The sequence below is a fragment of the Caballeronia sp. AZ1_KS37 genome, assembly GCF_023631165.1.
Lineage (GTDB): Bacteria > Pseudomonadota > Gammaproteobacteria > Burkholderiales > Burkholderiaceae > Caballeronia > Caballeronia zhejiangensis.
The window spans coordinates 143,677-168,220 of the sequence record NZ_JALQDP010000043.1 but is presented as its reverse complement, the minus strand read 5'-3'; the positions used below and the strand labels follow the sequence as shown (position 1 = coordinate 168,220).

The following is a 24,544-nucleotide window of genomic DNA, read 5'->3' as shown; positions in this document are numbered from 1 at the left end:
GCGCTGCGTGCTTCTGCCGAGGCCGCTGACGTGCAAGCCGCTCAGCCTGTCGAGCCCGCGTTCGCGCCGGCCGCTGCGAGTACATCGCCGGCGTCGTCTGTCCCAGCCAGGCAACTGAGCCTGACGACCAAGCCATGGACCGGCGATTTCGATGCGATGCTCCGCTCTGCCAAGCGGATTGACGGTGCCTCGAAGGAAGCGCCCAGCCTGCGCGCGGCAAATCAGCAGATTTTCGCCGATGCCAACTGGCCGCGACTCTGGGCTGTGTTGCTCGTGATGTTGCTCTTCATGCATTGCGTCATCACCGAGCTGTCGCGGGTGATTGGCCGCCGGAAACTCCAAGCGATGTTCTTCGGACCTTACACGCGCGGCCGGAATGAGCCGCTCCTTCTCAACCTGCATCTCAGGTAAATCGAATGACAGTGTTCGTTGATCACCCGGCCGTGCTTTTTTTAGTTCTTCTTGCGTTGTTCGTCGGTGCGGTGGCGCTCGGTGCGTTCGTGCTGCGTCGTCTGGCGGTGCTGCCAGAGAAGGACCGCGAAGACTTCGTCATCATCCAAACGTCCACGCTGACGCTGCTCGCGCTGCTGGTGGGTTTCAGTCTGTCGATGGCGGTGAACCGCTACGACCTGCGCAAGACGTTGGAGGAAAGCGAAGCCAACGCCATCGGCACTGAGTATTCCCGCGCGGATCTCGCTGATGCCGCCACCGGCGAGAAGATCAAGTCTGCGCTGCTCCGCTATACCAGATTGAGACTGGCCAACTACCGGACGCGTGCGCCCGAGGAACTCGCGAAGATCGTCCGCGAGACGGCTAATATCGAAGCGGAATTATGGCAACTCGCGACGCAGGCGGCCAACGGGCAGCCGACACCAATCGGTGCGCTTGTCGTCGCCGGCATGAACGACGTCCTGAACTCGCAAGACTACTCGGAGGCAGCGCGCATCAATCATATTCCGCTGGGCGCGTGGTATCTCATGATCATCATCGCGTTGCTCGGCTGTGTTGTGCAAGGCTATGGCGCGAAGGGAAGCCTGCGCAAAGGACTGCTCATCACGATTCTTCCGGCGACGGTCGCGCTTTCACTAGCGCTCATTGCCGACATCGACAGTCCGAAAGGTGGACTCATCCGCGTCGAGCCCCGGGATCTTACGCGGCTCATGCAGTCGCTCGAATCATGAACAATGGCCTGTTTTGAACGAAGAGAGACGCAACCGTGATAGTAAGTCAAACGGCACAACTGCCTGGACAGTCAAGTTCCTAGACCAAGTCGCTCAACACCCCGGTCGGCGGCGCGATGTGTTGCTCGATTTTCCAGTAGCGCCAATCCTCGCGCCAGTCGTACCAGCGCTCATCCCAATTCACTCGGTCGAATTGCCGCAGGTCGACGAGATCCAGGCGGTCAGCGACGGAGCAGAGGGTGCAGGCGGAAGGAAAGCGGCGGTCTGCGGATGTTCACCCAGCGCCGTCCATTCCTCCAAAGACAGCTCTAGTCGGAACCGATTCCATGCACCGAATCTATCAACAAACGATCAGTCAATTGGCCGACCGCTGCGAAGTGTTGATGAATACGCCGATCGGTATCGGGCCGAGAAGTATCGGGATGCTTTGCTTATTGATGTGCCCCGGTATATGCGGGAGATTGAACGACTGATGACGCTCGAGTCATCCGAACGCGAACGTTTGATTAGTACCCTTTACCTCTTCGAGCAAGGCGATATTAAAAAAGGCGATGCTTGAAGTCCATTCGCTCCTCCAACGACCATCTTAAGCAGATGGTAAAACATAATAAGGACTATTATTCAAAGCATTGGTTACTATTGTTCTCGCGCGGGGCGATTGAAGAGGACTTTGATCGGACACTCTAGTTTCTCTCTGAGCACAGGCCGGTGCGGGACCGTGCAGCTGAGCGCGTCGACAACTTCGTGCGCGGCATCGACCACTGCAGCTTGGGCTTGAACATGCGGGCGCCTCTAAGACGCGCTCCACAACAACTTTACGAGCTACGAACAAGGCGCTGACCCCGAGCTCGAGGTGGCATCGTTCGCCGTTGGATGCGGTGGCCGGATGATCGACATGCAACCGAGAACTTCCAATGCCTTTTTATGCCGATGCAATCGCCTGGTGCAGCATTTGTCGGCACTGAACGCGAAATCGAGGGCTGATCCTTACACGGACAGCCATCGTCCGATCGATGCGTGAGGCATGCCGCGTCGATCCTCGCCTTGGACCGCGGTTTGCTTCCACGGAAGCATCGATCTCGCATTTTTAGGGGCGCGCGATGGGGACGAACACCGGTACTAGGCAAGCGATAATTCACCGTATGGTGATGCCCGAGCACGTTTGCCCATACGGAATCAAGTCCATGGACCTTCTTCGTCGAGAAGGATTCAGGGTTGAAGACCATTGGCTGCGCACACGGGCAGAAACCGACGCTTTCATGGCCGAGCAACAGGTCGAAACGACACCTCAAACTTATATCGATGGCCAGCGCGTTGGTGGCTACGACGAACTGCGACGTTACTTCGGCCGATCAGTAAGAAGTCCCAACGCGACCAACTATCAACCGGTCATCGCGGTATTCACAATCGCAGCGCTGATGGCGTTCGCGGCGAGTTGGGCGGCTTTTGGCGTGGCGGTCACGATGCGCACTGTCCAATGGTTCATCTCGATGAGCATGTGTCTGCTCGCCATGCTCAAATTGCAAGATATCGAAAGCTTCTCAACGATGTTCCTGAACTATGATCTGCTTGCTCGGCGGTGGGTACGCTATGGCTACCTTTATCCTTTCGGCGAGGCTCTTGCTGGTGTGCTGATGATTGCCGGCGCACTGAAGTGGGTGTCGATACCGATTGCATTGCTGATCGGGTCAATCGGTGCAGTGTCAGTTTTCAAAGCGGTGTATGTCGATAAGCGCGAACTGAAATGCGCTTGTGTGGGCGGCAGTAGCAACGTCCCTCTTGGGTTTGTGTCGTTGACAGAAAACCTGATGATGATCGGAATGGGCCTCTGGATGTTAATTGAGTAGCAAGGCGAGCGGTGATTCCGTGGTGGTTCTCGGTCGCTCGCGGCGTGTTACGGCGTCGACTATCGACTCTTTTCAAGCTGCATGGTAGAGAAGTGATGTCAGGTTGCCGTCCTTCTGCGGCGGAGCGAGCCGACCGACGTGAACGGAAGCTTTAACGCTACCACAAAATCTCCTGATCTTTACGGCTAAGGCGAATGACGACGTTTTACCCGAGAGAATCGACGTTGGATACCAGCGACCGAGACTGGCCTGATCGAGACATCGCGAAATTCACCATTGAGCTGCGGGCGGCGATCGTATCTTGGCAACAGGCGATCTAAGCAACCGACGCCGATGCGAACGCTTCAGCGCCGTTGCGGTTACCGGACGAGCGGCATTGAAGTTGCCGTATTCACCGCACCTACGCAGACCGATGGCATGGCGGTCGTGAAGGTCGAGCGCTTCCTGCCGATGCTTGCTTCGTGGCGGCATGCGGTGCGCCGGCACTTGTGCGACGGGTGTTGTGGATCGCGCAATTTGAGGACGGGCGGTTGAGCTGCGCTTGTTTGCTGCGCGTCCGGCCTTTCTTCTGATGCCGCGGACTTGGCCCAATGTATTTGTACCTCAGGCTTTCCCGAGCCTTTCGCATGAATCAACCGGCGAACCACAGCCTTCGTCGCGAAGGCTGGCATCAAAATCAAGAGGACGGACTGTTGAAGCCTCAGAGCGGGTGTGGATCGGAAAGAAAGACCGCCGTTGCCGAGCACCGCAGCCGCGGATTGCCCGTCGTTAGAGGAAGAGGAATGCCGCGCCTGCGGTGATGGTGGGCGCGAGCGCGGCGCCGAGCAATCTCAGGGGGCTTACCGCGCCTCCAGAGAACCGATGTCCCAGTATCGCCAAGCCGGCCGGGTTGGGCGCGTTAGCAATTACGGTCAATCCGCCTCCAGTAACAGCGCCTGCCACGAGCAGATACTTTGCGCTGTCAGACAAACCAGATATTAGTGACCCCAGATAAGTGATGGCGGCATTATCCATCACCGCGGTCAGCCCGGTAGCGCCGAAGAAGAGAGTCAGCGCATCCATAGAACCCACGACAGGCCCCAGCCACCATTGTTGCAGTCCGCCGAGCACAATCAAGCCGCCGAGGAAGAATGAAACCAGGAGGCTTTCACGAAGCATGAGCGGCGATTGATGGTGCTCGTAAGCCTGGGTATATCCAAGGAAAAAGAGAAAGGCTCCGATGAAAACGACCGCATGATGTGAATTGACGACGACCAGCGCAAGAAATCCTAGATGGACAAGCGTCACGCCGACAGGGACGCGCTTCAGTCCCGAAGTCCCGTCGTCTTTGCTGATCTGTAGCCTCGGTATGCTTTTCCCGGTTAGCATAACGAAGACAGTTGCGTTAAGAAGGACAGCGGCCGCCGCTTTCCAACCGAAAGTCGCCGCCATGAACGCGGTGTTCCATCCCCACGCATTTGCAACCATTAATACCGGCGGGGCCGCATATGCAGTTATAACGCCGCCGATCGAAACATTAACGAAGAGCAACGCAAGGCCAAAATATTTGACGCGCTCCGGCGTCTGAGCAACGAACAACCGATCACGTAGCAAGAGCGCAGCGAGCGTCATAGCAGCCGGCTCCGTTACGAAGGAACCGAGAAGGGGGATGGCAGACAAGGAGAACCAGACGATCGCCACTTCCGTGCGCACCGGAAGGAAGCGAGACAGCCAGATCACCGCATTCGTGACAAGCACCAAGATCGGCCGGCTCGCCGCCATGACCATGATCACAAAGACAAAGAGCGCTTCTGTGAACTCGCGATGCTCTAGGTAGCCGACGGTCGCCTTGGCCCCAACAACCACCCACATGACAAGACACAGCACAAGCGCCCAAAAGCCAAAGATGACCTCGACCTCTGCAAGAAAGTGAAAGAGACCTGAGTGCTTAGGAAAGCGCCGGGCAAGTGTCTCGATTCGTGCTACGGCGAAAGTATGGATTAGTGCGAGTGCGAAAATGACAGCGGCAGCAATTTCAATGGAATGAGGCATCGGTGGAAAGCGTGTGCGGAAGCGAACCCGCGAGTTCATTGAATTTATATCTTACAACAACCATTCACCGCGGAAAGCGGACGGGCGCCAGTCCATTGAGGCAGTTCGTGAAACACGAGCAGCGATACCCAAGACGGAGCGATCAACGCGCTGGGATCTCTTCCTCAGGCTACAACGTCACTGAAGCGGCGATCGTGGAGGAAGCGGGCTCGTGCCAATACGGTATCGGCTAGCATCTGCTATTGACCGCGCCTTTAACGCGCACAACCTCGCCGCCGGCAGCCTCAATCGTGGCGATCAACGTGCAAGCAACGGCGAGTTGAGCGGGCAGAAGGCGTCGCGTCTCTAAGATCCGCGTGAGTGGCTGGACAGCTCGGGATTGCGAACCCGTCACTCCGGATGCAAAAAGCGGCCCTAGGCATTTATGGCACAATATGCTTCTTCTGGAGTCTGGTGCTCGCAATGCCTATCAGCCGATCTCAACTCGCGTGAAGTTTCCCCTAGGTTCACTTTGGTAACGTTGTGGCTTCCCGCGAGCTTCGCTTGATACGCGCAGATCGCGAGGGTGCGCGCGATGGGTTGAATGCAATCAAACTCCGTTGGAGTTTCGACTCACGTTTGAATCACGGCGAGGGCCCAGTAGTTCATGCCAGTCGTCGCGGGACAAATTGTGCAAATGTCACGAGAACAACCGAAAGTTAATTATCTATGCCGTCGTTCGTAGCGACACCGCGGACCCAGGCAAATGGCGCGTGTTCGTCGCGTTTCCCGCTTGTGAGGCGTCAGCTTTTTGCATCGCTAGTACTTGTCGTTGCGCGCCGCGGAGCGAACAACTCTTCTTCTCAAAGCATCAATCGACAGACGATCGCGATTGTTTGTGTCCAAGTTATGAGAACTTCCAGAAAATTCGTGCGCTTGTCCAGCCACACCCTTGATCCGAATGTGCTGGAACGTTGGCGATCGAGCGTGCTCAGCGGCGGCTTTGCCGTTTTGTTCGTAGCACTGATCGCACGCGCATTTTGGGTACAAGGCATTAACGATGCGTTTTACCGCCAACAGGGAGAATTGCGGCAGGTGCGCGACTGGCCAACGCATGCTTCACGCGGTAGGATCCTTGATCGTAACGGATTGGCGCTTGCCATCAGCAGTCCAACTCGTTCGCTCTGCGTGGACGCATCAGGCACCGACGAGCGCGTTTCGCGACAGCAGATCGACGCGCTCGCTCGACTTATAGACGTAGAGCCGACTGCGATCGAGCAGATTTACGCGGCACATCGCGGATTCGCGTATCTGAGGCGGGGAGTGCCACCTGATGTCGCCGAACGTGCGCTGCGTCTCGGCCTTCCCGGACTTTTTGCGCAGGATGACTATCGACGGTCGTACCCGGAAGGCGAGATCGCCGCCCAGATCACCGGCTTTACGGGCCAGGATGGAAGCGGGCAGGAAGGGATGGAGCGTTTCGCTGAACAGCGCCTGCGCGGAGCGGACGGACATCGACGGGTGCTTCGCAATGCGCGCGGACAGGTGATTGACACCCTCAGCGTTCAAGCGCCCCGCAACGGCCGCGACCTCGCGCTCGCGATTGATCGTTCATTGCAGTATGCTGCGTTCGGCGCTTTGCGCGACGCGGTGACGCGATCAAATGCGAGATCAGGTTCCGCTATCGTACTGGATGCACACACCGGCGAAGTTCTCGCCATGGCCAACTGGCCGAGCTACGATCCGAATCAGCACGATGCGCGAAGTGGCATGGAAGTGCGCAATCGCGCCGTGACGGACGTCTTCGAGCCAGGCTCGGTGATGAAGCCGCTGACTATTGCGCTCGCGTTGCAGCGAGGAAGAATTGCGCCTAACACAATCGTCCCTACCGACGGTGGGAAACTTCGACTCGATGGGCGAACCATTCACGACGACAAGAACTTCGGCACTCTCACCACCGCAGGGGTCGTTGAGAAATCGAGTAACGTGGGCACGACCAAGATTGCCTTGCTGCTCTCGGCTGCTGACATGTACGGAAACTTTCACGCGCTGGGGCTCGGTCATGCGCCTCGTGCTGGACTTCCCGGCGCGGCGGCAGGAAGGGTGCGCCCTTATCGCCACTGGCGCCGGATCGAGCAGGCGACGATGGCTTACGGTTACGGACTTTCCGCGTCGCTGCTGCAGCTTGCCCAAGCTTATACGAGCTTCGCGAATGGCGGGCGGATTGTGCCCGCGACAATCTATCGCCGAGATTCAGGACTATCGATGCCAGTGGGACGCCGCGTCTATTCGGAACGGGTTGCACGACAAGTGCTTGGGATGATGGAGAATGTGGTTTCCGCCGACGGTACTGCGCCGCAGGCCGCCGTGCCAGGTTACTCCGTCGCCGGTAAGACGGGAACCGCGTACAAATGGACGACAAAGGGCTACGACCGTCAGCAATTTCGGGCTTCGTTCATCGGCATCGTGCCTGCTAAGCGGCCAAGAGTGGTGATTGCGGTATCGATTGACCGGCCACTGCATGGATCACATTTCGGCGGCGCCGTTGCTGGGCCGCCATTTGTCACGATCGCAACGCAAGCGATGCAACTCTTGAATGTCGCGCCAGACAAGTCCACCGGGAAGAAGGCGGGCGTCCACGCGACGATGTAGCGCCACTCACTGGTCGGCGAGCGACATGACGGTCTCACCGGGAGGTTGCTCGACGCCTTAACATGAAGTAGACCCACCTGATTTACGCCACGGCATATGCATATACCATTTTCGAGAAAGCTTCAGGAAACAAGAGTGAGCGCGCGCCAGCTGCTTGCGTTGCTGTGTCTTGTCGGTCCAGTGTGCGCGCACGCCGCTACTTGTAGTGAGACGCAAGAGGTACGCATCGTCGGTGATGCGCCTGCCGCGATTAGCTACGACATTTTCGAGGCGAGTCGACCAGTCGATGCGCGAAAGCTTCCATCGTTCATCGCTGCGCAGCAGGTGAAAATGCTTCAGGATGGAACTCTCGCATGTATCGTTACCGACGACGGTGTCGCTGACCCGGCGGCGATTCTGATTCAGGTCCCAAATGAACCCGTGAACTATTGGGTGAGGAGTTGGAACGTCGAGTTCCTGAGCGCTGCCTACTAGACGCGTGTGCGCATGGTGTGCGTCGAGCGAACCAGTTGAGCAACCGTCGTAGCGTCGCGGCGTTCGTCAGAAGCCTACCGCCAGCGCAAACGACTGCGTTGCGGGCCGCTATGCGCGATGGTCAACCGGTCGGACTCGACGTACCGATTTTGCCTACCGCTTCGGGGCGTATGGTAATGTGAAAGCGGCTTGCACCGATGGATGTTCTCTCTTAGCCGCCGCCTCGTTGCAAAGTCGGCCCGCAGAGTCCTAACGCGGTGTTGACGATAGCGAGGTGTGTGAGGGCTTGTGGGAAGTTTCCAGCGAGTTGCCTGCTCGGGACGTTGTACTGCTCTGAAAGTAGGCCAAGATCGTTTGCAACGGAGAGTACGCGTTCGAACTGCATCTTAGCTTCCGCTGTGTGCCCTTGCATTTGCAGACAATCGGCCATCCAACACGAACACGCCAAAAAAGCGCCTTCGTTCGGTTCGGCCGGAAACTTCTTGTGCCGACGTATCAAACCCTTCTCATCCAAGTCACAGCGAATCCTTTCGATGGTCGAGGCCATGCGAGCATCGTCGGCAGGTAGGAAGCCGACGAGCGGCATCAAAAGCAGACTTGCATCCAACTCGTCACCTCCATAGAACTGGGTGAAGGCGCCGAGTCCGTCGTTCCATCCCTCACGGCAAACCTCCGCGTGGATGGTCTCACGCAATGCGCTGAACCGCGCGATGAGCTGGGCGTCCGCGCCTTCGATCGAGGATCGATGTCTGACGAACCGATCAAACGCGACCCACGCCATCACCCGAGAGTAGGTGTAGTGGCGTGGTTTGGCGCGCGACTCCCAGATCCCCGAACCGGGTGTGTTCCAGACGGTTTCAAGATGCTCGACAATGCGCCGTTGCACGATATCATCCTGGCTTGATGGCGGCATGCCCGCGCGACGTGCCACGTCGAGGCAGTCGATGACTTCGCCGAGGACATCCACCTGGTGCTGCCCCGCAGCGGCATTGCCGATGCGTACGGGGCGTGCGTAACGGAAGCCCTGTAGCCAGTCAAGGTTCCATTCATGCACGTGCCGCCCACCATCGACGCGGTACAGGACCTGGATGTGCTCCGGCGAGCCGGCAATGGTGCGCAATACCCAACTGCGCCACGCGTATGCCTCTGCATCGAAGCCGGCATTCAGGAGCGCGACCATGGCGAAGCTTGTATCTCGCAGCCAGCTATACCGGTAATCCCAATTGAGTTCGCCCGCGGGCGCCTCAGGTAGCGATGTGGTGGGCGCAGCAACGATCGCGCCGGTACCGTGGTGAGTCAACGCTTTCAAGGTGAGGAGCGAGCGTTTCACGGCGCCAGGCCAATCGGTGCGCGCGGTATCGAACTTGCCGATCCAGCCACGCCAATAAGTTTGCGTATCGAGAAGCGCGGCCTCTGCATTGACGGCGCGCGGTAGTGGCTGATGCGACCTACCGTAGCTCATGACGAAAGCGATACGGGCACCGGCGGCAACGTCGAATTCAGCTTGGATGATGTCGTCGGCTAATGACAGTTGCACATCGGTGCGCAAGACAACCTGGTCAGGTCCGATGCTAGCCTGTAGCGTACAATCGATCCGCTCCGCCCAAGGCGAGAGGCGCCCATAGTCGAAGCGCAGACGCAAAGTAGAACGCATGGTGACGGTCCCTCGCAATCCGACGACGATGCGTACTACCGAACTGGGGAAGTTGCCGACCGGCATGAAGTCGATGATGCGGACATGGCCGCCAAGCGTTTCAAAGTCGGTTTCGACGATGACGGTGTCAGGCTGGTAGCGGCGGTCTTGCCGGACCACTGCCTCGTCCGGTGCTAGAGACCAGGAGCCGTTCTCGGGGGTGCCAAGTAACGCTGCGAAGCACGCATCGTCATCAAAGCGCGGCCAGCAAAGCCAGTCGATCGAGCCGTCGCGGCTCAGTAGGGCCGCCGTGCTTCCGTCGCCGAGCAGTGCGTAGTCTTCGATCTGGCGGGTCATTTCGAGGAGCCCGAGCGCCGCAAAAGACTCACCAAACCCATGGCGCCAAGGCAAGCAAGCGACCAGAACAACGTGCGATGGCGATCCGTGAACATTTCCCAGCTCTGCTGCTTGGCCTGCTCATCGAAGCGTCCGTGTGCGCTGAAGTCGCCAGGTACCGGTTCGAAGAGATTATTGGGCGAACCCGGCGCTAATGATTCGGCGGTCAACTGACCGCTGTAACCGCTTTTCGCAAGATAGCGATCAATGAGCGCAGGCGCGACACGGTTGGCGAGGATCGCCTTGACTGTCGGGAAGCCCACCCAGACCTCGCGCCGACGGTGAGTCGCGGCGAAGTAAATGGCGCGCGCGGCGACTTCAGGCTGGAAAATAGGAGCGACGGGCCGCGCACGCTTGCCCATTTTGTTGAGCGCCCAGTCGAACTGGGGGGTGTTCACGGCAGGCAGGTCGACCATGCTCAGATGAACGTTCAGCCGGTCGTGAATGATTTCAGATCGTAACGAATCGGTGAAACCGCGAATGGCGAACTTTGCGCCGCAGTAGGCCGATTGAAGGGGAACCGACCTGTACCCTAGGGCAGAACCCACGTTCACGATCGTGCCTCGATTGCGCACACGCATGCGTGAAAGTGCGGCCATCATGCCGTGCACCTGTCCGAGATAGGTGACTTTGGTGGCGCGTTCGATTTCTTCGGGGGTCAACAAGGACACGGGCGCAAAGGCAGTCGCCATCGCGACGTTCACCCAGACGCTTATCGGCCCGAGTGTCTTTTCAGCTTCTGTTGCCGCGGCATCGACCGCGCCTGCATCGGCTACGTCAGTTGAAATGGGCAGTGCGCGCACGCCGTAGGCGTTGCGGAGTTCCTTGGCTGCGCGTTCGAGCCGCCCGGCGTCGCGCGACAGCAGCGCGACATCGAAACCATGACGGGCGAACTCTTCGGCCGAGGCTCGTCCTACTCCCGCGCCTGCCCCCGTCACAACGACTACCTTCTCCATAATAACCTCGTCCTAGAGTTCGCCCCTTGCCGCTAACGCCTCGATGCGATCCGCGGTGCGCATCGCGATCGCCTGAATGGTGAGCGACGGATTCACACCGCCGACGGTCGGAAATACCGAGCCGTCGCAGATCCACAGATTGTCGATGTCCCAGCTCCGGCAGTCCGCATCGACGACGCTCGTCGCGGGATCGTCCCCCATGCGCGCGGTGCCGTTCAGATGACACGTATCGTCGTCCTGGCGCCATACATCGCGCGCGCCGGCTGCATCGAGCGCCATGCTCATGTAATCGAGCGAATGCTTCACGAGACGCCTGTCGTTGTCGCATAGCGAATAGGTGACGCGCGCGACGGGCAGGCCGTACTGATCCTTCTCGTCGGCGAGCGTCACGCGGTTGCGCTCCTGCGGCATCGTTTCGCCGACGATCTTCAAGCCCGCCTGATGGTTGTACTTGCGCATCTCGTCGACGAGCGCCTGGCCCCACAATCCGCGCCCGTTCTGCACGGCGGCCCATGCTACCGGCAGCGGCCCCTGACTCATGTAGCAATAGCCGCCGAAGAAGTCCTTGCCCTTGTCTTCGTAATTCCAGTGCTCGGTCATCGAAAGCGACGGCGGCCCCTTGTACCAGCGCACTTCTTCTTCCATCGTGCCCCACACGGCCTGATTCAACTGCACCATCAGATTCTTTCCGACGAGGCCGGAGCTGTTCGCGAGTCCATCGCGATAGCGGTCCGTCGCGGACATCAGCAAGAGACGCGGCGTTTCGATCGCATAGCCCGCGACGACGACATTGCGCGCGCGCTGGAAGCGCCATCGTCCTTCGCGGAAGTATTCGACGCCGGTCGCGCGGCCATCGCTGCCCATGACGATGCGCCCGACCATCGCGAGATCGCGAATCTCGGCACCGGCGCGCACTGCACGCGGTATCCATGTGACGAGCGCGCTTTGCTTTGCGTTGGTCGCGCAACCCGACACGCAAAATCCGCGGTAGACGCACGGATGCGCCTCGCCGCGCGGCGCGGATACGGTCGCGAGCGGCGTCGGCGTCCAGTCGATGCCGAGCGCTTCGCAGCCGCGCGCGAGCACGAGCGCAGCCGCGTTCAGCTCATGCGGACGATACGGATAACGCGGCCTTTTCGGTCCCCACGGATACGTGACCGGTCCCGCGATCTTCAGCGCATTCTCGACTTGCGCGTAGTAGCGCCACATCTCGCGCCAGTCGAGCGGCCAGTCCGCGCCATAACCGAGCAAGGTCCGCGACTTGAACCACTCGGGACGAAAGCGCAGCGACACCATCGCGAAGTGCACGGTGCTGCCGCCAACTGCCTTGCCGCTATTGTTGTTGCCGAGCTTGAGCGGATCGTCGCCGTCGCAGATGCGCTCGTCGGTCCAGAAGAGTTTCGATTGATGCGTCTCGTCCGATGCGAACTCTTCGAGGGGACGCCACCATGCGCCCGCATCGAACGCGACGACGCGAAAGCCTTTCTCCGCGAGACGGCATGCGAGCGTGCCGCCGCCCGCGCCCGTGCCGACGATCGCGAAATCGACCGCATCGTCTTCGTCGTATTCGCGCATCGGCAGCCACGCGCCATGATGGAAGACATCGGGCGCGCGTCCGTGCTTGCCGCGCGGCGCATGTTGCGGATCATCGGACACGCTGGTTCTCCTTCTTCGCGCGTGCTTCGTCGCCGGGCTTCGCTTCGACCGCGTCCCACGGATCGCGGCGATCGAACACCATGCGGACATAGCCGCGCGGATTCGCCGGTCCGCCGAAACCGATCTCGCTCCACGCGCGCGGATGCGAGTAATACGCACCGCAGATGTCGTGCAGCACGCGCATCGAGAAGAAGAGCGCGGGCGGCATGCGGCGCCATGCATCGTGATTCAACGTGCCTTGCTGCATGTCGCGCAGCAGCGCGTTCTGCGCTTCTTTGCCGATGCTCGCAAAGGGCAGTTCATGACGCGCGCGGCTTTCGGCATCGAGTGCGGCAAGGCCGATGCGCCATGCTTCGCGCATCGGTGGAAGACGCGTATCGCGATATCCGTCGCCGGTGTCTTTCACGAGCTTTGCATCGAGCAATGCGGGCAATGGCACGGGCTCGCGTTCTTCGTCCTGCGGCACGATGCACGCGCACAGCGCACGCAACGCGATCCATTCGACGGCATCGAAGAAGCGCGCATCTTTCGGCGTCGCGAGACGTTCGTCGATGACCTTGCGCGTGATGTCGTCCCATGAAAGCGTGTCGCGTTTCTTCGTGACGTCGTAGCCGGGATAGCGAGGCAGCGTCATCGCTCGGTCTCCCGCAGGCGCAATGCGGCGAGTCCCGCGAGCGCGAGCGCCGAAAAGCTCGGCGGCGCGGGCAAGGGCGGACCGTTGAAAAGATTCTGGCTCCAGTTGCGCCAGCCGCCCTGATTGCGCGCAATGCCGCGCGCATGAAAGCCCACGCCGATGAAACCGAGCGCCGTCGTCATGCGCAGCCAGAGCCGCGTGAACCAGCGCTCGCGCGGTGCGGCGATCGCGGCGTTCACGAGCAGCGCGGACGCTACCGGCGGAATCACGATGGGCGCATACATCACCGGGTTCTGAAACGAGCCACGAAAATGCAGTAATGCGACTTCGCCGAGCGTGCCGGCGATGCCCGCGCCCGTCAGCAGCGCGAGCGCCTGTCCCGCGGGTATGCCGAACATTCGTGGCTCATGCGCGGGCTCGTCGCGCAGTCTTTCAGCGACGGCACCCAGCGCGCCCGAAAGCAGCAAGGCCATTGGGGCGCCGATCGGCGCCGCGTAGAAGAGGTTATGCCAGCTCCATCGACCAGGACGCTTGGCGATGTTGTAGAGATGAAATCCCGTGCCCGCGATGCCCGCGAGCGCCGCGCCGAGATAGACCGAATCGCGTACCGGATGGCGCTGCGTCTCGTGATCGCGTCCGCCGTGCAGGCCCGCCAGAAGGGAGAGAGTGGAGGCGACGAGCGGCGTGAACATCGCGGGGTTGTCGAAGGAGCCGCGGTAGTGCTCCATCGCGCTATCCGCGAGCACGGAAAGCGCGAGCAGCGCGGAGCTGCGATTGAAGGTGCGCGCTGTATCGATATGCGTCTCCATCGGCGCTTCATGCGTGCGCGTTTTTCTGCCGATCAAGGCCGCGCCCGCAGCGGCGATGCCGCAGGCAATCGCGATATTCCCTGACGTGATGTGCTTCATCGATCATTCCGTTGTCGTCTACGCGGCGAAGCGTTGCGCGTCCGCATGTTTGAAATCGAGTCCGCAGCCGGGCCGCGAGAGGTCCGGCGCAATGGCGCCATCGATCGCGCGGGGAGCGCCGTCGAACAGCATCTGCTCGATGCGGACGTGATCGTGAAACCATTCCTGATGCCGCAAGCGAGATGCGGCGCACGCAACATGCAAATGCATCGCGGGCGCGCAATGCGCGGAGAGCGGCACATGGAATGCATCGCACAGCGCCGCGACGCGCATGAATCCGGTGATGCCGCCGCAACGCGTGACATCGGCCTGCAGCACATCGACCGCTTCATTGGCGAGCAGCGCGCGGAAGTCGTCGAGGGTATAGCCGTATTCGCCTGCCGCGAGTTCCATGCGCGCGGGCAAGGCGCTTCTTATCGATGCGAGTCCCGCGATGTCATCGGATGAAACAGGCTCTTCGAACCACATGACGTCGTGTTCCGCGAACAAGGCCGCGTAATGGAGCGCCTGCTTTCGATCGAACGCGCCATTCGCATCGACGAACAGTCCCGCATCGCGGCCGATCGCTTCACGCGCTACACGCACGCGGTTCGGATCGCGCGAAGGCTCGCTGCCGATCTTGATCTTGACCCAGCGACAGCCGTTTTCGTGGACCCAATGCGCGAGCTGATCGCGCATGTCGTCGTCGGTATAGGTCGTGAAGCCGCCGCTGCCATAGAGCGGCACGCGCGCGCGCACGATACCGAGGAGCCGCGCGAGCGGCATGTCGAGCAGACGCGCCTTCACGTCCCACAGCGCGCAATCGATAGCGGAGATCGCCGTGGCCGCGAATCCCGAGCGGCCGATGTTGCGCACGCGCTGTTGCAGGCGCAGCCAGAGCGGGTCGATATTCCAGGCGTCCTCGCCGATGAGCACGGAGCCGAGCGTCGCTTCGACGAACTTCGCGACGCTCGCATCGCTGTACGTGTAGCCGATGCCAGTCTTCCCCGCCGCGACGATCTCGACGATGACGAGCGTCGTCGAATTCCATGCGAAGGTGCCGTCCGCTTCGGGCTTGTCGGTGGGAATGGTGTAGGCGCGCGTTCGAATCGTTTCGATCGGCGCCTCGCGCTTGGACAGATGCATGAACGATCACTTTTCCTTGTGGCCCGGCAGCACGGCGCTCAGCACCTGCTTCGCCGTATCGACGATCACATGGCTCTGGCTCGGATCGCCCTTCATGAGCGTGGTCGCGAACGCCTTCGCCTGCGCGATCGTGATATGCGGCGGCAGCGGCGGCACGTTCGGATCAGCCTTCACTTCGATCACGACGGGACGGTCCGCCGCGAGCGCTTCGTCCCACACGGCGGCCATGCGCTCGGCATCGTCGACATAAAAGCCCTTCAGCCCGATCAGTTCCGCGAACTTGTGATAAGGCACCGACGGAATGTTCTGCGATGCCTCGAACTTCGGATCGCCTTCCATCACGCGCTGTTCCCACGTGACCTGATTCAGGTCTTCGTTGTTGAGGACCATGCAGATCCAGCGCGGATCCGACCATTGCTTCCAGTACTTCGCGACCGTGATGAGCTCGGCCATGTTGTTCATCTGCATCGCGCCATCGCCGACGAGCGCGATCACCGGCCGCGCAGGGTGCGCGAATTTCGCCGCGATCGCGTAAGGCACGGCCGCGCCCATCGATGCGAGGCCGCCCGAGAGCGAGCACATCATGCCGCGCTTGACCTTCAGATCGCGCGCGTACCAGTTCGCGACCGATCCGGAATCGCTTGTGACGATGGCGTTCGCGGGCACGCGCGGCGACAGTTCCCACACCGTGCGCTGCGGATTCACGCCGCCTTTCGCGGGCTCTATCGCGCGCTTTTCCAGCTTCTTCCACCAGTCGCCGATCCAGCTTTCGATGTCCTCGCGCCACGCGTGATCGGTCTTCTGTTGCAGAAGCGGCAGGAGCGCGCGCAAGGTCTCCGCGCTGTCGCCGACGAGATTGACCTCCATCGGATAGCGGATCGACAGCATGTCCGCCTTGATGTCGATCTGCACGCCGCGCGCCGCGCCTTCCTTCGGCAGGAATTCGGAATAGGGAAAGCCCGAGCCGATCATGAGCAGCGTGTCGCATTCGGTCATCATCTTGTAGCTCGGCTCGGTGCCGAGCAGACCGATAGAACCGGTGACGAAGGGCAGGTCGTCGGGTAGCGCAGCCTTGCCGAGCAGCGCCTTCGCGACGCCCGCGCCGAGCTTTTCTGCTATCGCGATGACTTCATCTGTTGCGTGCAGCGCGCCCGCCCCGACGAGTATCGCGACCTTCTTGCCGTCGTTGAGCACGTCAGCGGCGCGTTGCAGGTCGTCGTCCTGCGGCACGGTCTTCGGCGCGCGATACCCGACGCCCGAATGCAGCGTGCCGTGCTTGCGGCCTGGCGGCTCGTAATCGAGGTCCTGCAGGTCGTTGGGCAGTACGAGCGCCGTCACCTTGCGCTCCGATAGCGCGATGCGCACCGCGCGATCGACGAGGTGACGAATCTGCGAGGGCACGCTCGCCTGTTGAACGAAGGCGCCGGCGACGTCCTTAAACATCGCGGGCAGATCGACTTCCTGCTGATAGTGTCCGCCCAATGCCGCGCGCGCCTGCTGGCCCGCGATGGCGAGGACGGGCATGTGATCGAGACGCGCATCGTAGAGACCGGTGACGAGATGCGCCGCGCCCGGACCCGATGTCGCGATGCACACGCCCAGTTCGCCCGTGAACTTCGCATGCGCCGACGCCATGAATGCAGCCATCTCTTCATGACGCGCCTGAATGAATTCGATCTTGCCTTTAGCGCGACTGAGCGCGCCGAATACGCCGTTGATGCCGTCGCCGGGATAACCGTAAATGCGACGCACGCCCCAGGCATGCAAACGATCGACAAGGAAGTCGCCCACAGTCGCAGCCATCGCTTTCTCCAAAAATCGCCTCGGTAATTGGCCTACAACTGCATAACGATCAGAGAGCGTAGGCACGACGGTCTCGTTGACGCAATACCTATGCCGTCGCGCGTCACCGCGCGAACTTCTTTCCTCTCATTCGAAAAAGCTTGATAACCGGCTCGCGAGCAACAAGGATCAACCTGACACGGCGATCGTTAATGTGTCCGGCGACGCCTTTGCAAAACTTCCAAAATCTTGTAAATACGGCATGTTGTGACATATCGTGTTGTACCGGGGCCGTGGATCGCGCGGTGTCGTGAGAAGGCCATTTGTGTCACAATCTGCGCTGAATCTGAAACCGCAGGGTTGCAATGAAACTCCCGCGCTGGATAGACCGAAGAACGATACTGCACGGCAGGCGACTCTGGCTCCAGTACGGGGTGTTCTGGCTCGGAGCGGTAGCGACGGGGCTGCTCGCTGTGCTCTATGCGCGCGTGATCGATTTTGGCTACGACACATTTCTGCGGTATACGCAGCAATTCTGGTGGCTGCCGCTCTTATTGACGCCAACGATGGCTGCTACGGGGGCCTGGATCACGCGTAAGTGGTTCCAAGGCGCCGAAGGTAGCGGAATTCCTCAGGTGATCGCCACACTTCACGCAGGGCGTGAGATGGGTCCGCGCCTGCTCAATCTTCGCATCCTCGTCGGCAAGATCGCCGTGTCGTTTCTCTCGATTCTGGGTGGGCTCACGATCGGACGTGAGGGGCCGACTATTCACGTGGGTGCTTCACTGATGTTCACGCTTCGATGCCTCTATCCGGCGCGCCTGCGACGCATGGGCGGGGCAAGTCTTGAGCGCAGGCTGGCGCTCGCAGGCGCCGCCGCAGGGCTCTCTGCCGCGTTCAATGCACCCCTTGCCGGGGTTGTTTTTGCCATTGAAGAGCTCACGCGCAGCTTCGAGCAGCGCACCAGCGGCGTCTTGATTACCGCAATCATTTTTGCCGGCATCGTGTCCCTTGGGCTACAGGGCAACTATACGTATTTCGGCTCGATCGATGTGGGTAGCCACTTTCCGGATCTGCTAGCCGCGGCGGTGGTTCTCATCGGCGTGCTCGCCGGTGTCTTGGGTGGCGTCTTCTGTTGGCTATTGCTCAATACGCGCCGGTGGATGCCCGAGGCGCTCCTCGCCTGGCGGGCAAGGTACCCTGTGCTCTTCGGGGGGCTTTGCGGCCTGGTCATTGCGGTCATCGGCGTCGCAACGGCGAACCATACCTTTGGCAGTGGCTATGCGGAAGCACGCGGCATGCTCGAGGGGAGGGTGCAGTTGGGCGTCGAGTATCCGATCCTCAAAATGGCTTCGATGATCGGTTCCTACCTGCCTGGCGCTCCAGGCGGACTCTTCGCTCCATCGCTTGCTATCGGCGCCGGGATTGGCAATGCACTGCATCTGCTTTTCGAACAGATGCAGCTGCCGATGCTAGTCGCTTTGGGCATGGTGGGTTATCTGGCTGCCGTTACACAGAGCCCGATCACTGCATTTATCATCGTTATCGAGATGATTAATGGCCACGAACTGGTCATCTCTCTGATGGCAACTGCGTTGATTTCTAGCCAGGTCTCGAAGTTTTTTGCTCCGCCGCTTTATGAAGCGCTCGCTCAAAGGTATGAGTCGGCAGGCTGATGGTGGCGCGAGGGGCCGTAAAGGATCGCCGGAGACGCCCCGAGCCCTGAGCGGGCCTACCCCTGTGCCTCGACGCTGCTGGCTAACCAGCCAAACGCGCGGTACTCGGCGAAATGCAAGGAGGCCAGCTCCAGCAGGCAGCGTTCGCCTTTCGGTGTGAGGTGAACTTCAACTAGCCGCCGGTCGGCTTCACCAGGCTTGCGAAGCACAAGTCCCGCTGCCTCGCATCGATTGACTAGCGCTGCGGTGCCGTTGGGCGCTGCTTGGAGGCGTTCTGCAATCTCGCCAACAGTTGCCCAGCTCTTCCCCGGAATGCCCTGCACATGCAGGAGCAGTTGATACTGGAGCGGTGTAATGCCGGCTGCGTGAGTAATCTCCTCGGAGTATCGGAGAAATTTCCGGAGCTGATACCGGAAATTGGACATCGACTCGAGGTCTCTTTTGGTAAGAAGGCCGCCCTGAGCGCGACTCTTTCGCTGATTCATGAGGGTAAGTCTCGTTTCGAGATGGCGGAAACAATGGCTCCCGGTCGTTCAACTGGCCACATGTTAGCAGAGCCCGACCTTTATCGAGCATACCGCTTAAGCGCGCAAGTGAAAGCGGCACGATGTGACATGTAGCGAGCCTACCGTCTTGCACGGCCGCCCCCGCCGGCTCGCTATGGCCTCCAAGACTGCGTACGCGGAACACCGCTTGCTGCGTGTTTGCACCCTCATGCGGACCCGTTGGGTGTGCAGGGCAAGCGAGCGTTGGAGACCTTAGCGTCACCTTCGTCTGGTCTCATGTGCACGGGAGAACCTTCGATGCCAATATACGGATTGCCCGCCGCGGCGTCGATATGGCTTGCGCTATCCGTGCTATCGGCCATTATCGTCGCTTTCGACGTATGGCTAGGCGGACACCGGCAGCCGATGGTCATTATGTCCGTCGTCTGGCCGTTGACGATGCTTTACTGGGGTCCTGTTGGCCTGATCTTCTATTTTTGGTTTGGGCGGTCAACGGCGGGTGCTGAGAAAGCTGAACCTCCGATGTGGCAGGCCACCTTTCTCGGCGCGACCCACTGTGGCGCCGGATGTGCCCTGGGCGACTTCATAGGCGAATGGCTCGCGTTTGGGTTCGCAGTGACTATTGCCGGCTCCGCGTTGGCTGGGAAACTAGCGTTGGCCTTCGCGCTCGCCTACCTGCTTGGCATCGCTTTCCAGTATTTCTCTATTGCACCGATGCGTAGCTTGGGACTGCGCGACGGCATCGTTGCGGCTGTCAAGGCAGATACGCTTTCCCTGCTCGCTTACGAAATCGGTATGTTCGGTTGCATGATTGCTTTCTCCGAATGGGCCGCGTCGCTGGAGCCGACGAGCGCTGCATATTGGGTGCGCATGCAAGTGGCAATGGTCGCAGGTTTCGTCACGACCTATCCGGTCAATTACTGGCTCATCAAGCGTGGCGTGAAGGAGAAGATGTGAGCAGCGCACCTCGCCTCACTGCTCGGTCCGCCCGTTGTAGATTGGCGCTGACGATTGCGCTAGCTCACGACAAGGCTCGGGCGGGATTTGACGCGACGGCCCATGTGGCGACGTCCCTTGCCGGCACACAAACACCGCTCGCTTACTTCCTTCACAGCAAAGGTCCTGCGACCGAGCCGGTCCTTTACCTGGGATGGATACTCGCGGCCATCTGCACCGCCGTGTGCGCGATCATTACCGTTATGCTGATCATCGGGATGTTTCGGCGCCGTAAGCCTGAAGACCCAAGGTCGCTTAGCACCGAAGGAGGCACGAGCTTCGTTTATGTTGGCACGGCAATCTCCACAGTCGCCCTCCTAGGCATTACGGTGTATATGCTCGTCGTGCTCGCACGTGTCGCCCAACCACCGAACGAACCGGCGATGACTGTCACTGTCACGGCTTACGACTGGTGGTGGAAAGTCGACTACGGCGATGGTCCAAGTCATTTCTCGAGCGCGAACGAACTGCATATTCCAGTGGGCGTGCCGGTGCTCATCCTGCTGAAAAGCGCGGACGTCATCCACGCCTTCTGGGTGCCCGAGCTATCAGGCAAGACGCAAGCCATACCTGGCGTGACCAACCGTCAGTGGATTCAGGCGGACCGTCCCGGCGTATTCCGAGGGCAATGTACCCAGTACTGCGGCCTGCAGCACGCGCATATGGCCTTCGAAGTGTACGCCCAGCCGCACACGGACTTTGAGCATTGGATAGCAGCGCAGCGAATGCCGGCGCCCGTCCCCGCCAATGCTCAAGCGGCGAGGGGAGCCACGCTGTTTGAGAAGCGTTGCGCGGGCTGCCATACGGTTCGTGGCACCCGTTCCGCTGGCGTACAAGCGCCTGATCTCACACATGTGCTGTCCCGCCGATTGATCGCCGCCGGTACGGTCGCTAATTCGCCGGAAAGTTTGATGCAGTGGGTGCAGCACGTGCAGGAAATCAAGCCCGGTGCGCTCATGCCGGACATGAAGCTTTCGCCTGCGGAAGCGGGCGATCTTTCGGCCTATCTCGCTACTCTTAGGTAAGGAATAACGATGTCCGCGACGAGTGATCGCAGCGTGGTGCAGTCGGGGCGGGTGGCTTTCCGGCGAGAACCGGAATACGGCAGCGTGACCGAGGGTTCGGACGCGGAAAAACGTCTGCGTGAAATTTGGGAAGGCGAGTCTGGCTGGCGCGGATTTTTTACGACGGTGGATCATAAGAAGATCGGCTTGCGCTACATCGTCACGGCGTTCGCATTCCTCCTGATCGGTGGGGTTGAGGCCTTGCTGATGCGCCTACAACTGGCGCGACCGAACGAAACCCTGCTGTCCCCGGAGCAGTATGCGCAGCTATTCACCATGCACGGCGTGACGATGATTTTTCTTTACGCCCTGCCGGTGCTGAGCGGCTTCGCTAACTTCCTCTGGCCGCTCATGCTCGGTTCACGTGACATGGCGTTCCCGCGCCTGAACGCGCTGTCCTACTGGTTGTTCTTGTTTGCGGGACTTTTCCTCTATTGCAGCTTTCCGTTCGGCGAGGCTCCGAATGCGGGGTGGTTCAACTACGTGCCGTTCTCCTCGCTCGAATATAACCGCGGACCCAATATAGATGTGTACTCGCTCGGTATGGTCCTGCTAGGCATATCGACGACGGTAGGCGCGGTGAACTTCGTGGTCACGCTCTTTCGCATGCGTGCGGTCGGCATGTCGGTGGATCGCCTGCCGATCATCGTATGGGGAACGCTCACGATCTCGTTTGCCAATCTTTTTGCCGTGCCGTCCGTGAGTCTTGCATTTCTATTGCTGTGGATGGATCGCAATGTCGGCACGCACTTCTTTGACGTCGCCGCCGACGGCCGACCGCTGCTTTGGCAGCACTTGTTCTGGATGTTCGCGCACCCTTGGGTATACGTGGTCGTGTTGCCAGCGATGGGCATCGTCTCCGATGCATTACCGACTTTTTGCAGGCGGCCGCTGGTTGCGTACGCCGCCGTGGCGATGTCAACGGTCGCCACGATGATTATCGGCTTCGAGGTGTGGATTCATCACATGTTTGCGACAGGCATCGCGCCGCTCGCACTGGCGTTCTTCGGCGCGGCAAGCGTGCTCATTTCGATTCCGAGTGCGGTGGCGGTGTTCGCGTGGATCGCGACGATATGGATGGGCCGCCCAGTTTTTACGGTCCCATTTCTTTACTTCGCGAGCTTTGTCCTCATGTTCGTGATAGGTGGGGTCTCCGGCGTGATGACCGCCGCCGTGCCGCTCGACTGGCAACTGAACGAAACGTACTTCATCGTCGCGCACTTGCACTACGTCTTGCTCGGAATCAATGTCTTCCCGGTGCTTGGTGGCATTACCTACTGGTTCCCCAAGTTCACGGGGCGCCTCATGAATGAGCGGCTTGGGAGGATCGCCTTTTGGATCGTATTCATTGGCTTTAACGTCGGCTTTTTCCCGATGCACATATCGGGTCTGCTTGGCATGCCCCGACGCGTCTATACCTATCCCGAAGGAATGGGGTGGGACACATCCAATCTCATCACGACCATTGGCTCGTTTTTGCTCGGTATAGGCATTGTGCTATTTGCCATCAATGCGTTGCTCTCAGCCCGCCGCGGAAGTAAAGCCCCGCCCAACCCGTGGGACGCCTCAGGTCTTGAGTGGTCCGTCTCGTCGCCCCCGCCGCCCTATAACTTCGCCGTGCTTCCGATCATTGAATCACGCCATCCCATGTGGGAAGATCGAATTCAGCCGACTGGCCGGCGTTCGCATCTGAAGGAAGGGTACCTGCTGCATCACGGCCGGGAGGCGTTGGGCGTCCATCCGTTCAGTGGCAAGCCAGACGTCATCTTGAAGATGCCGGATGACGCATGGTCTCCTTTCTTCCTTGGGGTCTTTGCCGCGTGCATGTTTCTCGCGTTGCTGGTACGGTCGCCTTCGTTCACGATCATCGCTTTCGCCGCGTGCGGCACGACGCTGATTGCATGGATGTGGCCGCGTCGGTCATTGGCGCAGCGCGAGCCGCCTTCACCCAAGCAGGTGACTGCGGCGCCAAGCGCGCGAAAGGATGGTGCACTTCCCGTGGGCAGCGCCGGCGAACACTCCGGCGGGTGGTGGGGTGTCCTCGCGCTTGTCGCCACGGAGGCAAGCCTCTTCGGTTATCTGCTCTTTAGTTACTTTTACTCGCAATCCCAAACGCAGCTGCCATGGCCCCCCGAGGGCATGCCGAAGATCGGCGTTGGCGCAGTGAGTACCGGCGTGCTTATCTTTAGCAGCGTGTTCACGTGGTTCTCCGAGCGCACGCTCAAGAAGAACAAGCGATGGTGGGCTTTCGCATGGTTGCTGGTCGCAATCGTACTCGGGACTCTTTTCGTCGGCGTACAACTGAAGGAATGGCACGACCATCCGTATGGATTGACCGCGCACCTCTACGGTTCGCTGTACTTCACCATCACCGGCTTTCACTTGGCGCACGTTCTGGTGGGACTGGTAATCCTGATTTTGTTGGCAATATGGATCGCGTTGGGCTATTTCGACGAAGCGCGCAATGCGCCGATGCGCATCGGCGGCCTTTACTGGCACTTTGTCGACGTGGTGTGGCTGTTTATTTTCACCGCGCTCTACGTGACGCCGATTTGGCTCAGGGGTCAGTGATGCATCCGCACGTCCGCACAGACGAAGGACTGACACAGGCGGAGAAACGCCGCCTATGGATTTATGCTGGTGCGGGATTCTTTATCTCACCGGGTGCATGGCTTTTGCAGGTCATCGTTTCTGAGACCGTTTCCGCGCAGACGTGCGATGCAACGACAACGCCGCTCCGGTCGCCGGGTGTCACCCATATGCACACATGGCTGTACGCGACATCGGCCCTGGCACTTGCGATTTCGATCGTATGCGCGGCACTGTCCACGTACGGCTTCGCTCTCTTGCACGCGAGGCAAAACAGTATCAGAGAGCAGGGCGATCCTAACGAACTGAAGGAGCAACCGCGGCGCGAACAGGAAGAGATTAGTCGAAAACGATTCATCGCCCTATGCAGCGCATTGATCGGTTGTGGATTTGTGGTGGGACTAGTGTTCACGATCCTCGCGGAAGTGTTCCTCGATTCTTGCAGTCAATGGCACTGAT

At 60.0% G+C, this 24,544-nt stretch carries 19 protein-coding genes; 10 read left to right on the top strand and 9 right to left on the bottom strand.

What is annotated here, in order from left to right:
• Window positions 1–30: 30 nt before the first annotated feature.
• The 4 genes from NCS00_RS29875 (at window position 31) to NCS00_RS29860 (ending at window position 3,028) form a co-directional block, all read left to right on the top strand.
• Window positions 31–411 (top strand): hypothetical protein, encoded by a 381-nt coding sequence (locus NCS00_RS29875; protein ID WP_250441832.1) that lies wholly within the window; start codon window positions 31–33, stop codon window positions 409–411.
• 5 nt (window positions 412–416) lie between these two features.
• Window positions 417–1,181 (top strand): bestrophin-like domain, encoded by a 765-nt coding sequence (locus tag NCS00_RS29870; protein ID WP_250441831.1) that lies wholly within the window; start codon window positions 417–419, stop codon window positions 1,179–1,181.
• A gap of 118 nt (window positions 1,182–1,299) precedes the next feature.
• Entirely contained in the window at window positions 1,300–1,740 is a 441-nt protein-coding gene (locus NCS00_RS29865; protein WP_250441830.1) for a hypothetical protein, read from the top strand.
• A 625-nt stretch (window positions 1,741–2,365) separates the two neighbouring features.
• Window positions 2,366–3,028, top strand: coding sequence for a MauE/DoxX family redox-associated membrane protein (locus NCS00_RS29860; protein WP_250441829.1), 663 nt, complete (start codon window positions 2,366–2,368; stop codon window positions 3,026–3,028).
• A 768-nt stretch (window positions 3,029–3,796) separates the two neighbouring features.
• Here the strand turns inward: NCS00_RS29860 and NCS00_RS29855 are convergent.
• A complete protein-coding gene (locus NCS00_RS29855) occupies window positions 3,797–5,059 on the bottom strand; it encodes a putative Na+/H+ antiporter (RefSeq protein ID WP_250441828.1) in 1,263 nt (420 codons plus the stop codon).
• 888 nt (window positions 5,060–5,947) lie between these two features.
• On the opposite strand from NCS00_RS29855, the gene NCS00_RS29850 reads away from it, so the two are divergent.
• Complete coding sequence (locus NCS00_RS29850) at window positions 5,948–7,690, top strand: peptidoglycan D,D-transpeptidase FtsI family protein (protein ID WP_250441827.1); 1,743 nt, start codon at window positions 5,948–5,950, stop codon at window positions 7,688–7,690.
• Between the two features lie 685 nt (window positions 7,691–8,375).
• Here the strand turns inward: NCS00_RS29850 and NCS00_RS29845 are convergent.
• Genes NCS00_RS29845 through NCS00_RS29815 form a run of 7 tightly spaced genes read right to left on the bottom strand, consistent with a single transcriptional unit; the run spans window position 8,376 to window position 17,275 of the window.
• Window positions 8,376–10,154, bottom strand: a complete 1,779-nt coding sequence (locus NCS00_RS29845) for a glycoside hydrolase family 15 protein (protein ID WP_250441826.1) — start codon at window positions 10,152–10,154, stop codon at window positions 8,376–8,378.
• A complete protein-coding gene (locus NCS00_RS29840; RefSeq protein ID WP_250441825.1) occupies window positions 10,151–11,149 on the bottom strand; it encodes an SDR family oxidoreductase in 999 nt (332 codons plus the stop codon). Before NCS00_RS29840 ends, NCS00_RS29845 begins: the two co-directional genes overlap by 4 nt.
• A gap of 12 nt (window positions 11,150–11,161) precedes the next feature.
• On the bottom strand, window positions 11,162–12,805 hold the full coding sequence (locus NCS00_RS29835; protein WP_250441824.1) for a GMC family oxidoreductase: 1,644 nt from the start codon (window positions 12,803–12,805) through the stop codon (window positions 11,162–11,164).
• Window positions 12,795–13,439, bottom strand: coding sequence for a gluconate 2-dehydrogenase subunit 3 family protein (locus tag NCS00_RS29830; RefSeq protein WP_250441823.1), 645 nt, complete (start codon window positions 13,437–13,439; stop codon window positions 12,795–12,797). Before NCS00_RS29830 ends, NCS00_RS29835 begins: the two co-directional genes overlap by 11 nt.
• Window positions 13,436–14,347 (bottom strand): hypothetical protein, encoded by a 912-nt coding sequence (locus NCS00_RS29825; protein WP_250441822.1) that lies wholly within the window; start codon window positions 14,345–14,347, stop codon window positions 13,436–13,438. The genes NCS00_RS29830 and NCS00_RS29825 overlap by 4 nt, the downstream gene beginning before the upstream one ends.
• A gap of 18 nt (window positions 14,348–14,365) precedes the next feature.
• Complete coding sequence (locus tag NCS00_RS29820) at window positions 14,366–15,472, bottom strand: enolase C-terminal domain-like protein (RefSeq protein ID WP_250441821.1); 1,107 nt, start codon at window positions 15,470–15,472, stop codon at window positions 14,366–14,368.
• 6 nt (window positions 15,473–15,478) lie between these two features.
• Window positions 15,479–17,275 carry a thiamine pyrophosphate-requiring protein gene (locus NCS00_RS29815; RefSeq protein ID WP_250441820.1) on the bottom strand — a complete coding sequence of 599 codons (1,797 nt, stop codon included), beginning with the start codon at window positions 17,273–17,275 and terminating at the stop codon, window positions 15,479–15,481.
• 344 nt (window positions 17,276–17,619) lie between these two features.
• Here NCS00_RS29815 and NCS00_RS29810 point away from each other — a divergent pair, with 344 nt between their 5' ends.
• Window positions 17,620–18,930: a chloride channel protein gene (locus NCS00_RS29810; RefSeq protein WP_250441819.1), complete on the top strand. Its 1,311-nt coding sequence runs from the start codon at window positions 17,620–17,622 to the stop codon at window positions 18,928–18,930.
• Between the two features lie 56 nt (window positions 18,931–18,986).
• Here NCS00_RS29810 and NCS00_RS29805 read toward each other — a convergent pair whose 3' ends face one another.
• On the bottom strand, window positions 18,987–19,415 hold the full coding sequence (locus NCS00_RS29805; RefSeq protein ID WP_008344646.1) for a MarR family winged helix-turn-helix transcriptional regulator: 429 nt from the start codon (window positions 19,413–19,415) through the stop codon (window positions 18,987–18,989).
• 318 nt (window positions 19,416–19,733) lie between these two features.
• Here NCS00_RS29805 and NCS00_RS29800 point away from each other — a divergent pair, with 318 nt between their 5' ends.
• The 4 genes from NCS00_RS29800 to NCS00_RS29785 are packed head-to-tail and all read left to right on the top strand — an operon-like array spanning window position 19,734 to window position 24,543.
• On the top strand, window positions 19,734–20,393 hold the full coding sequence (locus NCS00_RS29800) for a DUF4396 domain-containing protein (protein ID WP_250441818.1): 660 nt from the start codon (window positions 19,734–19,736) through the stop codon (window positions 20,391–20,393).
• Complete coding sequence (coxB, locus tag NCS00_RS29795; protein WP_502801610.1) at window positions 20,390–21,457, top strand: cytochrome c oxidase subunit II; 1,068 nt, start codon at window positions 20,390–20,392, stop codon at window positions 21,455–21,457. Before NCS00_RS29800 ends, coxB begins: the two co-directional genes overlap by 4 nt.
• A 9-nt stretch (window positions 21,458–21,466) precedes the next feature.
• The gene (gene ctaD, locus NCS00_RS29790; RefSeq protein ID WP_250441817.1) at window positions 21,467–24,067 is read left to right on the top strand and encodes a cytochrome c oxidase subunit I; all 2,601 of its coding nucleotides are present in this window, start codon (window positions 21,467–21,469) and stop codon (window positions 24,065–24,067) included.
• Window positions 24,067–24,543 carry a hypothetical protein gene (locus NCS00_RS29785; RefSeq protein WP_250441816.1) on the top strand — a complete coding sequence of 159 codons (477 nt, stop codon included), beginning with the start codon at window positions 24,067–24,069 and terminating at the stop codon, window positions 24,541–24,543. The genes ctaD and NCS00_RS29785 overlap by 1 nt, the downstream gene beginning before the upstream one ends.
• Window position 24,544: the final 1 nt, after the last annotated feature.